The sequence below is a fragment of the Vulcanimicrobium alpinum genome (genome assembly GCF_027923555.1).
GTDB lineage: Bacteria > Vulcanimicrobiota > Vulcanimicrobiia > Vulcanimicrobiales > Vulcanimicrobiaceae > Vulcanimicrobium > Vulcanimicrobium alpinum.
In genome coordinates this window covers 1,557,983-1,571,055 of record NZ_AP025523.1, presented here as the reverse complement: position 1 = coordinate 1,571,055, position 13,073 = coordinate 1,557,983, and the positions used below count along the sequence as shown (strand labels likewise).

Sequence of the window (13,073 nt, the reverse complement as noted above, 5' to 3'; positions counted from 1 at the left end):
CAGTTCAACGGGCCGGGATCGCGTCCGCCGCCTGCAGCCGATGCCAAAGCAAGCTCAGCGCGGCGATCGAGGCCCGATCGCGCACGTCGGCGCGATCGCCGGGGAACGTCATGCGGCGCGTCTCGACCTCGCCGTCGGGCGAGGCGATCGCGAACCACACGAGGCCGACCGGTTTCTCGGCCGTACCGCCCTCGGGTCCGGCGATCCCGGTCGTTGCGATCGCAAGGTCGACGCCCAGGCGCGAGCGGGCGCCGCGCGCCATCGCGATCGCGGTCTCCTCGCTCACTGCGCCGACGGTCTCGAGCGTCGTCTCCGACACGTCGAGCAGTGACGTCTTCACGTCGTTCGCGTACGCGACGATCGAACCGCGGAACGCCGCCGACGCGCCGGGGACCGCGACGATTTTGTCCGCGATCGCGCCGCCGGTGCACGACTCCGCCGTGCCGAACGTCCACCCGCGCGCGATGACCTGCGCGACGATCGCGCCGGCGAGCGTCGTCTCGTCGTCGCCGAAGTAGTGGGTGCCGATACGCCGGCGCAGTTCTTCGGCGACGGGCGCGATCATCGCGTCGGCCTCAACTCGGCTCTGCGCTTTGGCCATGATCTTGACGTCGACGCGGAAGCCGTGCGCGAGCATCGCGATCTTCGGGTTTTCGAGCGAGCGGAACAGATCTTCGACGCGGCGGTCGAGGTCCGACTCGCCGATCCCCACGGTGTGCAGGGTCTTCGTGTAGATCGCCGAGCGCAAAGCGAAGCGCTGCTCGAGCCACGGGATCAGCCGTTCCGCCAGCATCGGCTTCATCTCGCGCGGCACGCCGGGCATGCATGCGACGAACTTCCCGTCGTCGCGCAGCGCGACGAACCCCGGCGCCGTCCCGTGCGGATTCGGAAGCACGACGCAGCCTTCGGGGAGGTACGCTTGGCGTTTATTGTTTTCGGCCATCACGCGGCCGAACTGGCGAAAGCGCTCTTCCATCGCACGCAGGGACGGCTCGTGCAGAACCAGCGGCCTGCCGACGGCGCGGCCGACGGCGTCTTTGGTGAGATCGTCGACGGTCGACCCGAGGCCGCCGGTGCAGATCGCACCGTCCGCGCGTTCCAGGACGCCTTCGAGCATCGCGAAGAGCCGGTCGGCGTTGTCGCCGACGGAGTGCTTTGCGAAGACGTCGACGCCGTGATCGGCGAGCTGCTTGGCGATGTGGACGCTGTTGGTGTCGACGAGGTGGCCGAGCAAGATCTCGGTTCCGACCGTGACGATCTCGACGGATGCCATCAGCGTTCCTCGATCGCCGGCAGCTGTGCGCGAACTTCGTCTTCGTACCACTCGGGATACGACGCCCGCACGTCGAGCGCGAAGCCGTCGGTCGCGCCGATGATCGCGGCGCGGCGGTCGGCGCGCTCGCTCATCGTCGTGCGGCCGCGGACCTTCTGCGTCCCCAGACACTCGATGAAGCGCGCGAACTTCGCGTCCATCACATGCTGGAGTGCTTCCTTGATGATCTTGCCGACGCGCGGCGCGACGCCGCCGGTCGAGATGCCGATCTTGACCGGGCCGGCGCGCACGATCGCCTGCATCGCGACGAAGCCGTGCAGCGGCTGGTCGATCGCGCAGAACAGGAACTTGTGGCGGTCGGCGAGCGCGCGCAAGCGCGCGGAAAGCGCCTCGTCCTGCGGGGTGGAGATCACGAAGAACGCGTCGGCGACGTCTTCGTCGCGCAGCTCGGCGGGATTCGTGATCCACCGGACGTCGGCGTCGACTTCGCGCAGCGCGGCGTCTTTTTCGACGGCTTCGCGGTCGCCGGGTTCGCCGATCACGACGCACTTGCGGCCGACGAGGTTGAGGCTCACCGGAAAAAAGCCGTGCGGCGGAAGCGGATCCGCGACGCGTTCCACGGTTCTCATCGGCGCCCCCATTACAAGTCCACCGGGCGAAGGTAGAATTCGTTGATCGCGGTCCCCGAGACGAGGGCGGTGGTGGGGAGGTGGCGCTTCCAGTGCGTGCCGTCGACGCGGCGGCGGACCAGGCGCACCTCGTCGCGCGTGAATCCGCGCGCGGCGATTGCGTCGTCTTTGTATCCGAGCAGAATCATGTTGAGGATGCGGTCGGCTTTCGCGTAGGTGATGCCGATGTCGGCCTCGTCGGTCTGATTCGCCTCGAGGTCGGCGCTCGGCGGTTTGTCGATCACTTCGGTTGGAACGCCGAGCCGCCGCGCGAGTGCCCAGACCTGCGTCTTGAACAGATCGCCGATCGGGTTCACCGGCGGCGTGTCGTCGGCGTGCCAGGTGAAATAGCCGAGGAGACGTTCGGTCTTGTTCCCGGTACCGATCGGAAGCGCGTTGCGGCGCGCCGATTGATCGAACAGCACGAGCATGCGCGTGCGCGCCATGACGTTCCCCTTGCGACGCGCGTCGGCGTCCGGCGCATGCCGCAGGTAGCCGTCGACCGCGTCAGTGATCTCGATCGTCTCGACGTTGATCCCGGTCGCGTCGACGACCCGCTGCGCGTCGCTCAGCGACGACGGGCTCGACGCCCGGTACGGCATCCGGATCGCGTAGACGTTCTCGGGCCCCAGCGCCCGCGCGCAGAGAAACGCGACCAGCGCGCTGTCGATCCCACCCGAGAGCCCGAGCACGGCGCGGCCGATCTTGCGCCGTTCGATCAGTTCGTCGTGCAGAAACGCTTCGAGCCAGCGCGCCGTGAGGGCGGGGTCGATCGCCAGCGACGGCTCGTCGAGACTCGCGTCGACGATCGGGAGCGGCGCGATCGCGGTCATGCCCGTTCCTCCACGCGGCGCGTCACCGGGATCTCCTCGTCGAGCCACAGGTCCGGCAGCACGGCGGAGAGATCGCCCAAAAGCGGGATCGTCGCGCGCGCGATGTCGATCTCGCCGGTGTCGAGCTCGACGCGCAGGATCCCGGCGTCGAGCGGCCCGAGCGAAGCGATGAGGTCGCCGCGCGGCGAGAACGCGCAGGTCGCGCCGCCCATCCCCTTCCCTCCTTCGAAACCGGTGAGTCCCGCGTAGAGGACGTAGACGCCGTGTTCGGCGGCGGTCGAGCCGAGGATCGCCTTCCAGCGCAGCGTGCTCTCGAGTTCGCCGTCGCCGCCGAGCCCGCGCGCCGGCGACGCGCTCGGCACGATGAGCAGGCGTGCGCCTTTGAGCGCGGCGACCGTCGGCATCAGCGCGTGCCACATGTCTTCGCAGATCAGCATCGCGGCCTCGCCGAACGGCGTCGGAAACGTCGAGAGATGCCGTCCGCGCGTGAGGAATCGCTCCTCGTCGAAGACGCCGTAGGTCGGCAGGAACATCTTGCGATGCACGTGCACGACGTGCACGCCGTCGGGCTCGCCGCAGCGCACGTAGATCGCGCTGTTGTGAAACGTCCCCCCGAAGTTCTCGTAGAACCCGCACACGACGTCGACGGCCCCGCCGGCGCCGGAGGCGCGCCACTGTTCGTCGATCTTCGCCGCGAGCGTCGCGCTTTCGAAGGCGAGCTCGTACACCGCGCCTTCGAGAAAGTATCCGGTGAGCGCGGCTTCCGGGAACACGATCAGGTCGATCGGCCGCTCCGCCAATTGCGCGAAGACGGCGCGCATCGCAGCGAGGTTCGCCGCCACCTCACCCTTGCGCGGCTTGAACTGCACGAGGGCGGCGTGCATCCTAGTTGGCAACGGCGGTGAGCGTCTGCACGTCGTGCAGCTGCTCGGCGATCTCTTCCGCGGGGTAGGTCAGGATCTCGACGAGGGTCGGGTGGAGATGCGGGATGCGCGCGTAATCCTGTACCGTCGCGCGATAGGCCATCGCGACGATCAGCGGCTCGATCAGATCCGAGGCGTCGGGGCCGAGGATCGACGCGCCCAGGATCGTGCCGTCGGCCGGCGACGCCAGCATCTTCACGAAGCCCTTCGTCTTCCCCAGCGCGACGGCTTTGCCGTGATCGTTGAACGGATACGTCGCGCGCAGAAACGGGATCCCCGCCTTCTCGAGTTCGCGCTCGGTCTCGCCGACGACGGCGACCTGCGGATCGGTGAAGACCGTGTGCGTCTTGGTGAGGCGGTAGTCGGCGCGTTCGCGCGCGCCGGTCGCGGCGTTGCGTCCCGCGATCTCACCCTGCTGGATCGCGACGTGCACGAGCGGAAACTGTCCGGTGACGTCGCCGACCGCGAAGATATCGGGATTCGTGCTGCGCAGCGTCTCGTCGACCGGGATCCCGGTGATGTCGTGATGCTCGACGCCCGCAGCATCGAGGTTCATGTCGCAGACGTTGGGGACGCGGCCGAGCGCGTAAAAGATCTCGTGCGCGGCGGCCGAGCGATGTTCGCCGTCCTGCAGATAGTGCACGACCTTCATTCCGTCGTCGCGCACCGTCACGCGCTCGACGCGTGCACCGGTCTCGATGCGGATCCCTTCCTCGCGGAAGTATTCGGTCAGACCGGTCCCGATGTCGTGGTCTTCGCCCGAGAGCAGATGCTGCGCGCGGATGATCATCGTGGTCGGGACGCCGACGCGATGGAAGAACTGCCCCAGCTCGCTGCCGACGTAGCCGCCGCCGAGCACGATCAGCGATTTCGGCGGCGCGGTGAGATCGAGCGCTTCGTCGCTGTCGATGAAGCCGGCTTCGCGCAGTCCGGGGAGTGCGGCCGGCGCGGTGATGCTGCCGGTCGCGATGATGAAGCGCGGCGCGTAGAAAATCTCCTGGCCGACCCGCAGGGTCGTCGGCGACTCGAAGCGCGCGTCGCCGGAGAACAGCGGGAACGTGTCGATCCCGGCGATGCGGTAGTCGGCCCACCCCCGGACGAGCTCGCGTTTGCGCGCGGCGAGTTTCGCGTAATCGACGGCCGGATCGCCGACCGTCACGGCGAGCTCGCCGGCGGTGCGGATCTCGTGGAGCCGATCGGCGGTCGCCAGCAGCGTCTTCGACGGCATGCAGCCGCGCAGGATGCACAGCCCGCCGAGCGGTCCGCGGTCGACGAGCGCGACGTTCGCGCCGAGGTCCCGGGCCGTGCGTGCGGCGGCGTAGCCGCCGCTGCCGGCGCCGATGACGATCAGATCGAAGCGATGTGGAATGGTGCTGCTCCCTTGGTTCCGGGGTCCGCACCCTCGGACACGCCTGCGGTCCCCGACGGTTCCGGCTTTTGCCGCCGCCGGCGTGCGATTCATGCAGGCGACCGCGGCGGGGTGCGCGGAACCGGTGCGTTCGTGAATCTCGCCGTCGTCGGGGGCGCCGCCCGCACGAGACCCGCGGCGCTCGTCGCTTCGGTCGGCTTTCCAGCCGCCGCCGCGGTCGGCATCGCCGGTCTCTCCCTTGGCTTTTTCCTGTGGTATGGGCTCGCGCTGCGCGCGCCCCACGGCCCGGCGTTTCTCGACGTCACCTTGCCGCCGGCGCTCGTCGCCGGCCTTGCGGTTGCGTACGCCGGCTGGATCGGCTACGGGCGCTACTTCGCGCGGCGCGCCGACGTCTCGGAACGGACCGCCCTGCGGTACGACGCGCTCTCGTGGGCGGCGCTGGCTTTGCTCTGGGGTACGCTGCTCCCGCCGATCGGCGCCAACGGCGGCGGGCTGTGGAGCGCGATCGCGCTCGGGACGTTCGTCCTCGCCAAGCTCGCGATCGCCGCGAAACTCAACCGCACCGTCCGCGACGTCGCGTCGACGTTCATCGTCACGCGCCTCACCCTGCTCGCGATCGCCGAACTCGCGTCGATGGTGATCGGCCAGCGGCCCGGGACGCACTTCGCGGCGTCGACGAACATGCTGCTCGCGGTGTGGGGCCGCTGGGACGCCGAGCACTACCTGGGGATCGCGGCGCAAGGCTACTCCGGGACGGAGCCCGCGTTCTTCCCGCTCTACCCGCTCCTGATCCGCGCGCTCGGCGCGCTCACCGGCTCGCACCTGATCGCCGGGCTGCTCGTCTCGAATGCGGCGATCTTCTTCGCCCTGCTCTTCCTCTACAAGCTGATCGAGCACGAGTACAACCGCGCCGTCGCGCAGCGGGCGACGTTCTACGTCTCGATCTTCCCGACGGCGATCTTCTTCTCCGCGGTCTACGCCGAGTCGCTGTTCCTGTTCCTGAGCGTCGCCTCGTTCTACTACGTGCGCGAACGGCGCTGGCTCACCGCCGGGATCTTCGGGTTCTTCGCCGCGCTGACGCGATCCGAGGGAATCCTGCTCGCCGCGCCGCTGTTCATCGAGTGGGCGATCGCCGCGCGCGAGGGCGGCCGCGAGTTCTTCCGCTACTGGCTCGACGACATCGTCAAACCCATCATCGGCCTCGCGCTCGTCCCGCTCGGACTGCTCTCGTACATGGCGTACCTGTGGGTCATCAGCGGCGATCCGCTGCGCTTCTCGCACGTGCAGACGCACTGGGGCCGCCACCTCGCGTGGCCGTGGACGAGCGTCAGCACGACGATCACCAAGATCGCGCACGCGCACGCGCCGCAGACGATCGCGAACGAAAGCCTCGAACTCGGCTTCACCCTGCTGATGCTCGTCGTGCTCGTCGCCGGCTTCCGCCGCCTGCGCCTCTCGTACACGGTCTACATGGCGCTCTCGATCCTCGTCCCGATGTGCACGTCGAGCCTGATGAGCATGCCGCGCTTCGCGCTGGTGCTCTTCCCGATGTTCGTGCTGTTCGGGCTGTGGGGCGGACGCCAGTCGTTCAACAACGCGTACGTCGCGTTTTCGCTTCCGCTCTTGGGGCTCTTCACGGTGCTCTTCGCCGACTGGTATTGGGTCGCATGAGCGAAGCCCGCACGACCCTGCTCCAGCGCGTGCGCGAACGCCGCGGCGTGCGGCAGTTCGTGAAGTTCGGGATCGTCGGCGCGTCCGGCTTCATCGTAAACTTAGCGATCTTCACTGTGTTGCAGGGCGCATTTAATAAGCACGGGACGGGGCCGTACTTCGCGATCTACTCGGCGTCGTTTCTCGCCGGCGGCGTCTCGAACTACTTCCTCAACCGCAGTTGGACGTTCCGTTCCACCGGACACGCAGGAAAGGAGGGGGCGCAATTCCTCTCCGTTTCGGTACTGGCGCTGCTGGTCGGTCTTGCGCTGTCCGCCGTCATTGCGCCGTATCTGGGGCACGGCCACAAAACGTGGTTCGTCGCGACCTGCGCCGGGATCGTGGTGAACTTCTTCGTGAACAAGTACTGGACGTTTCGATCGGTCGCATGACCCCGGCGCGTCTGTTCTGGCTGGCGACGCTCTGCTGCGCGCTCGCCGGCGCCGTGCTGCGCGCGAAAGGCCTGCATAGCCCGATCTTCGACCATCCGGGCTGGCGCCAGGGCGACACCGCGGCGATCGCGCGCAACTTCGCACTGCTGCAGTACAACCCGCTCTATCCGCAGACCGATTACAACGGGCCGCCGCCCAACTACGTCGAGCTCGAACTGCAGATCGTCCCGTTCCTCGCCGCGACGCTCTACAAGCTCGCAGGCGTCCACGAAATCTTCGGCCGGCTGATCTCGTACGCGTTCGGGGTCGCGACGATCGTCGTCGTGGGCGCGTTCGGGCGCTACCTGTTCCGCTCGGCGATCGCGGGCGTTGCCGCTGCGGCGGCGTACGCCGTGCTGCCGGGGGCGTGGTACTACAGCCACACCTTCATGCCCGACACCGCGATGGTGTTCTTCACGACCTGCGCGCTCTACGCGTGCGCGCGCTGGATCGTCGACGGCGACGGACGTTCGTGGCGGCTGTGGTTGCCCGCCGCGCTGCTGCTGATGGTCGCGTTTCTCGCCAAGCCCGTCGCGGTGACGGCGGCGATCCCGGTCGCCACGGCGGCGCTCGCGGCGTTCGGTCTGCGCGGGACCGTGACGCGCGCGCAGATGTGGGCGCTCTTCGCGCTCGCGTTCGTCCCGCTCGCCGTCTACGACCAAATCGTCTCGTCGCACGCCGAGTGGCACTGGGCGAGCGGGATCACGAAACTGCACGTTCTCCCGTCGCTCGCCGGCGCGTTGACGTCGGTGCCCGCATTCGGCGCGAAGGCGGTCGCGTTCGGCCACGCGCTCAAGATGCTCGCCACGACGATGGCCGGGCCGGTCGGGATCGCGCTCGCCGTCGTGGGGTTCTGCGTCCCGCTGCGCTCCCGCAGCGACGCCCTGCTCTGGGGCTGGCTCGGCGGCGGACTCCTCTATGCGTACGTGGTCGTCACGGTCGAGCGCGTCGACTACTATCTCTACATCCTGCTGCCGCTCGCCGCGCTTGCGATCGGTTCGCTTGCGGCGTGGGCGAAGGAACGCTGGGGCGATGCGCCCCCGCGGCGTGCGACGCTGGCGGGGATCGCGGCGTTGACGTGGCTGCTCGCGCTGGGCGTCGGATATCGACAGATCGCCCCGTATTACGGCTGGAGCCGGGTGAACTACGTGCGCGCGAAAACGCTTGACGCGACGCTCGCGCCCGGCGCGCTCGTGGTGATGGGGCACTACGACCCGTCGATCCTCTACACGATCAACCGCAAAGGCTGGGAGGAAGATCCGCACCTCTGGACGCCGTTCGACGAGCAAAGCGCGATCCGCAAAGGCGCGCGCTACTTCATCTCCGTCGAACACGCGCGGCTCAAGCAGACGAACCTCGAGCTCTATTGCTGGCTCGATCGCTTTCCGCTCGTCGATCCCGCCGCCGCGTGGCCGGTCTACCAGACCGATCCCGCGCTGGTGAAGACCGGCGCCGAGGTGCGCTGGCGGGCGTTCCGCAAACGCGAAATGGCCGGCGCCTACGCCGGCTGGCGCCGCGAGTGGAAGACCGCGCCGAACCCCTGCTGACGCCGGCGCGAGGATGCGCCCTTAGCCCAAGCGGACGCTGAGCATCGAGATCGCGCGCGCGACGATGCCTGCGGTCGGAAACGACGGCGTCTCTCCGTCGCGCCGCAGCGCGAGGATGTAGAGCAGCGGGAGGAAGTGCTCGATGTCGGGTGCCGCGATCGCGGCGTCCGGGAGGCGATCGTAGGCGATCAACGTCGCGTCGTCGCCGACGGCGGCCGCATCGCGCACGCGCGCCTCGTAGGCGACCGCCCACGGCGTCGGCGCTGCATCACCGAAACGCATCTCGGCGAGATTGTGCACGACGTTGCCGCTCGCGATGACGAACACGCCGTCGTCGCGCAGCGGCGCCAGTTTCTTTGCCGTTGCGAACAGCGCGCCCGGCGACTGCGTCGCGTCGATGCTCAACTGCACCACCGGAACGTCGGCCTTCGGGAAGACGTGGCAGAGGACCGACCACACGCCGTGGTCGAGCCCCCAGTTCTCGTCAAGCGCGACGTCGGTCGGCCGGAGCAGCGTGCGCACGGACGCAGCGAGCGCCGGATCGCCCGGCGCCGGATACTGATAGCGGTGCAGCTCCTGCGGGAAGTTGCCGAAGTCGTGAATCGTCGGCGGCTGCGGCATCGCCGTGACGCCGGTGCCGTTGGTGTACCAGTGCGCCGAGACGGCGAGCACCGCGCGCGGGCGCGGGATCTCGCGCCCGATCGCTTCCCACGCGTCGGTGAACGGGTTGCGTTCGATCGCGTTCATCGGGCTGCCGTGCCCGAAAAAGACCGCCGGCATCGTGTGCTGCATCATCGTCGCTCCCTGCAACACGCCCGCGGGCGCGGACGTGGCGAGGTCCGTCCGGAGGGAGCGCGAATTGCTCCGTCCCCTATCCGACGAAAGAGGTCCGTGATGGCTGAGAACCTGTTCGAAAAAGCAGCGGGATTCGCCGGCGACGCCGCGATCGATACCGCCGCCGACGGCGCGATCAACAACGTCATCGACGGCGTGGCGAGCCGCATTCCAGGCGGCGGCGCGATGGATGCGATGATCAAGACCGGCGTCGATCTCGCCGCGAACAACGCGATCAACGCCGAGATCGGGCGCGTCGAAGGGCTGTTCGGCGGCCACCCCGCCGACGCCGCGGCGGACGACGGCAACGGTCAGAGCTGACCGCTACGGGAGGGGGAGCAGGGAGGCCGGGGGCGCGAGGTTCTCGGTCCCGTGCTCCGGGATCCCGGACTCCACGAGCTGGCGATACTGGACCAGCCGTCCCGTCAGGCGCGCGACCTCGTCGTTGAGCGCGTAGCTCTGACGTATGGCGGCTGAGAGATCCGCCGTGTCGTAGGTGTAGTCGAAGCGCTTGAGCGCGAGCAGCAGGTCGTTGTTCTGCGTCTTGAGCTGTTCGAACGAGCGCCGCAGCGCCGCCCCGGTCACCTTATACGACGGGTAGTTCGAGACGACGATGTCGCGCTTGATCTCGGACTGCTCGATCTCGTTGCGCATGCTCTGCACGCGGTCGTCGCTCGGCGCGTACTTCGCCGCGACCGCAAGCGCGTCGATCGCATCCTCAAATTTCGAGGCGGCGAAGAACGTCTTGGCCAGGGTCAGCTGGACGTCGACGAGACCGGTGCGCGCGTGCTGGTTCGTCGGATCGATCTTGAGCGCCAGTTGGTAGGCGACCGACGCGTCGGGGTAGTTTCCGCGCGAGAGGGAGACGTCGCCTTGACGGTTGCGGGTCTGCGCGATCCAGTGCGCGACGTCGGAGGCGCAGCCGGTCGTCGCGAGCGGTAGCATCGCGAGCGCGACGGTAACGGCGAAGGAGCGAAGCGGCGGAGTCTGCATCAGTATTTTCCGTGCGGCCAGACGTGCGCGACCGCGGCGATGTATTCGGCGGCGGGGAACAGGATCAGCTGTGCGAGGAGCGTGCCGATGAAGGCGGTGACGATCAGCCAGAAGATCATGGCAGCGACGTCCTGGCGCGGCCGCTCGTCGCGGACCGTCTGGTCGACGATCAGCGCCGTGGTGGGATCGATGAACAGCGCGAACGCGACCGTTCCGATCCCGTTCACCAGACCCGAGAGGCCGGTCGCGGTCGTCCGCGAGCTCAAGTCGATGACGCTGGCGTAGAACGCGCCGACGACGCCGACCGAGTACACCGCGTAGAGCACGATGTTGAAGATCAGCAGCCGCCGCGGCACGCGCGAGAGCGGGAAGTCGGCCAGCGAGAAGCGCTGCGGCTTGAGGTGACGCAGCAGCCACAGCATCACCTTGGGATCGAACAGACGGAAGAGGGCGCTCGGGATCGATTTGCGCCGCTCGAACGAACCGATGCCGCGGGTGAATGCGGCCAGGAACAGCGGCAGCATGAACGCGCCCATCAGGATGCCGACCGAGCCCGCCGCGACGATGATTCGCATCTGCAGGTCGAAGACGTGCAGTTCCTCCGCCGGCACCGCCGTGAGATGCCGGGCCAACGCCGCGTTCGCGGTCCCGTCGGCGAGCGCGCCCAGGGACGGCGTCATGAACAGCGCCGCCAGCCGGCTCGCGGTGACGAGCAGGCTGAACAGCGAGATCGCCGTCGCGATGCGCCGGGTGGTGACGCCTGCGTAACGCGCCGCGTACGCGCCCATCGCGACCGCTTGGGGGATGAAGTTTGCCGCAGCCGCGAGGATGACGTTGCCGTTGAGGACGGCGCTCACGCCGCGGCGGCTCCGCGCAGCCGCACGCTGCGCACTGCGCTCGGGCCGAGCACGCACAGCCCGCGCTGCGCCGGACCGAACAGTTCGCGCGCCAGCGTGTCGACCGCGTGCACGTCGACCGCGTCGAATTGCGCTTCCACTTCTTCCGTCGCGATCTGCCGTCCGTGCACGAGATGGTTGCGCGCCAACCGCGACATGCGGTTGAACGTGCTCTCGAGCGCGAGCGTGAGATTTCCCTTGAGGTGCTCGCGCGCGCGCTCGACCTCCGCTTCGCGCACGCCGTCGTCGAGCAGCCGGTCGATCTCGTCGAGGACGACGTCGACGCACTCCTGCACGCGCTCGGGCGTGCAGCCGGCGCTCACCCCGTACAGGCCGGCGTCGCGATAGCCCTGCTGAAACGTCGAGATCTCGTACGCCAGCGCGCGCTCTTCGCGCACGCTCTGGAACAGCCGGCTCGACATCCCGCCGCCGAGGATCGTGTCGAGCACCGAGAGCGCGTAGCGCCGCTCGTCGCGCAGCGCGAGCCCCGGCATTCCGAGCAGCACGTAGGCCTGCTCGGTGTCGTCGATGGTCACGTCGAGATCGGGGGTGAAGTGCGGCCGTTCGGGGACCGGCGGCGCCGCGCTTCCGCCGAAGCGCGCGAACGCACCGGCGGCGAGCCGCACGACGTCGTCGTGATCGAGGTTCCCCGCCGCGGTGATGAAGACGGTCTGCGGCGAGTAGCGGTCGCGGCGCCAGGCGAGCAGATCGTCGCGCGTGATCCCCTCGACCGTGTGCGCGTAGCCGATCGTCGGATCGCCGAGGTGCGCCCCGCGCCAAAGCGTTCGCGAAAAGCGATCGTTCACGACCTCGCCCGGCGAGTCGTCGTACATCTTGATCTCTTCGAGCACGACCTGCCGTTCGCGGGCGAGATCGCCGGGATCGATCAGCGCGTGCTGCAGCATGTCGGCGAGGACGTCGATCGCCAGCGGGAGGCGGCGGTCGACGACGTGCGCGTAAAAGCACGTCGTCTCTTTGTCGGTCATCGCGTTGAGCTCGCCGCCGACGGCGTCCATCACCTCGGCGATCTCGCGCGCGCTGCGGCGGGGCGTCCCCTTGAAGAGCATGTGCTCGAGCAGGTGCGAGATCCCGCGCCGCTCGGGCGGCTCGACCGCCGAGCCGACGTCGCACCAGACGCCGACCGTCGCCGAGCGCACGTGCGTCATCGTTTCGGTCAGAACGCGCAGACCGTTGGGGAGCGTCGATATCCGGATCATCCGTCGCTCCCCTTCGCCACGGACGCCCGGAACGCCGGGTCCCAGAACACGCCGCGCCCGTCGCGCAGCCGGGAACGCACGCCGTCCCGGAGCGTGCGAGGCACGGTGATGCTGAAGACGTTCGCCGACGAGGGCTTGGCGAAATCACCGCTGACGACGGTCCCGTAACCGGTCCCCACCGGAACGGTCGCCCACAGGTCGATCTCGTCGACCGCCGGCGCCGCCGCGTACGCCGCCCCGATCAGCGCCGCGACGTCGGCGTTCCAGCCGTCCAGGTCGACCCGGCGGTGAAATTTCTTCCCGCTCAGCACGACCCCGCAGTCGACGTGCGCGCCGAACCGCTCGCACCGCACCTGCAGTACCTGCAGCGCGGCCGGGA

The 13,073-nt window shown here is 68.7% G+C and carries 14 protein-coding genes; 4 read left to right on the top strand and 10 right to left on the bottom strand.

Translation table 11 applies throughout. The features are described from left to right. Positions 1-4: 4 nt before the first annotated feature. The 5 genes from WPS_RS07995 to WPS_RS07975 are packed head-to-tail and all read right to left on the bottom strand — an operon-like array spanning position 5 to position 5,159. The gene (locus WPS_RS07995) at positions 5-1,273 is read right to left on the bottom strand and encodes a competence/damage-inducible protein A (RefSeq protein WP_317997295.1); all 1,269 of its coding nucleotides are present in this window, start codon (positions 1,271-1,273) and stop codon (positions 5-7) included. Then, on the bottom strand, positions 1,273-1,893 hold the full coding sequence (locus WPS_RS07990; RefSeq protein WP_317997294.1) for a precorrin-2 dehydrogenase/sirohydrochlorin ferrochelatase family protein: 621 nt from the start codon (positions 1,891-1,893) through the stop codon (positions 1,273-1,275). Before WPS_RS07990 ends, WPS_RS07995 begins: the two co-directional genes overlap by 1 nt. Before the next feature lie 20 nt (positions 1,894-1,913). Continuing rightward, a complete protein-coding gene (locus WPS_RS07985; protein WP_317997293.1) occupies positions 1,914-2,774 on the bottom strand; it encodes an NAD+ synthase in 861 nt (286 codons plus the stop codon). Further along, positions 2,771-3,658 carry a nitrilase-related carbon-nitrogen hydrolase gene (locus tag WPS_RS07980; RefSeq protein ID WP_317997292.1) on the bottom strand — a complete coding sequence of 296 codons (888 nt, stop codon included), beginning with the start codon at positions 3,656-3,658 and terminating at the stop codon, positions 2,771-2,773. Before WPS_RS07980 ends, WPS_RS07985 begins: the two co-directional genes overlap by 4 nt. 1 nt (position 3,659) lies before the next feature. Continuing rightward, positions 3,660-5,159 carry a dihydrolipoyl dehydrogenase family protein gene (locus WPS_RS07975; RefSeq protein ID WP_317997291.1) on the bottom strand — a complete coding sequence of 500 codons (1,500 nt, stop codon included), beginning with the start codon at positions 5,157-5,159 and terminating at the stop codon, positions 3,660-3,662. 39 nt (positions 5,160-5,198) lie between these two features. Between WPS_RS07975 and WPS_RS07970 the strand changes: the two genes are divergently transcribed. Genes WPS_RS07970 through WPS_RS07960 form a run of 3 tightly spaced genes read left to right on the top strand, consistent with a single transcriptional unit; the run spans position 5,199 to position 8,754 of the window. Further along, positions 5,199-6,737, top strand: a complete 1,539-nt coding sequence (locus WPS_RS07970; RefSeq protein WP_317997290.1) for a mannosyltransferase family protein — start codon at positions 5,199-5,201, stop codon at positions 6,735-6,737. Then, positions 6,734-7,168: a GtrA family protein gene (locus WPS_RS07965; protein WP_317997289.1), complete on the top strand. Its 435-nt coding sequence runs from the start codon at positions 6,734-6,736 to the stop codon at positions 7,166-7,168. The genes WPS_RS07970 and WPS_RS07965 overlap by 4 nt, the downstream gene beginning before the upstream one ends. After that, positions 7,165-8,754, top strand: a complete 1,590-nt coding sequence (locus tag WPS_RS07960) for an ArnT family glycosyltransferase (RefSeq protein ID WP_317997288.1) — start codon at positions 7,165-7,167, stop codon at positions 8,752-8,754. The genes WPS_RS07965 and WPS_RS07960 overlap by 4 nt, the downstream gene beginning before the upstream one ends. Before the next feature lie 21 nt (positions 8,755-8,775). On the opposite strand, the gene ygiD is transcribed toward WPS_RS07960, so the two are convergent. Next, entirely contained in the window at positions 8,776-9,549 is a 774-nt protein-coding gene (gene ygiD / locus WPS_RS07955) for a 4,5-DOPA-extradiol-dioxygenase (protein WP_317997287.1), read from the bottom strand. Between the two features lie 99 nt (positions 9,550-9,648). Between ygiD and WPS_RS07950 the strand changes: the two genes are divergently transcribed. Then, positions 9,649-9,909, top strand: a complete 261-nt coding sequence (locus WPS_RS07950; protein WP_317997286.1) for a hypothetical protein — start codon at positions 9,649-9,651, stop codon at positions 9,907-9,909. 3 nt (positions 9,910-9,912) lie between these two features. Here the strand turns inward: WPS_RS07950 and WPS_RS07945 are convergent, their stop codons facing one another. From WPS_RS07945 to WPS_RS07930, 4 genes are read right to left on the bottom strand one after another with little or no spacing between them, the layout of a single operon-like run. After that, a complete protein-coding gene (locus WPS_RS07945) occupies positions 9,913-10,581 on the bottom strand; it encodes a tetratricopeptide repeat protein (RefSeq protein ID WP_317997285.1) in 669 nt (222 codons plus the stop codon). Further along, positions 10,581-11,438 carry a lipid II flippase family protein gene (locus WPS_RS07940; RefSeq protein ID WP_317997284.1) on the bottom strand — a complete coding sequence of 286 codons (858 nt, stop codon included), beginning with the start codon at positions 11,436-11,438 and terminating at the stop codon, positions 10,581-10,583. Before WPS_RS07940 ends, WPS_RS07945 begins: the two co-directional genes overlap by 1 nt. Continuing rightward, on the bottom strand, positions 11,435-12,694 hold the full coding sequence (locus WPS_RS07935) for a M16 family metallopeptidase (protein ID WP_317997283.1): 1,260 nt from the start codon (positions 12,692-12,694) through the stop codon (positions 11,435-11,437). Before WPS_RS07935 ends, WPS_RS07940 begins: the two co-directional genes overlap by 4 nt. Further along, complete coding sequence (locus WPS_RS07930; protein ID WP_317997282.1) at positions 12,691-13,047, bottom strand: hypothetical protein; 357 nt, start codon at positions 13,045-13,047, stop codon at positions 12,691-12,693. The genes WPS_RS07935 and WPS_RS07930 overlap by 4 nt, the downstream gene beginning before the upstream one ends. Between the last annotated feature and the right edge of the window lie 26 nt (positions 13,048-13,073).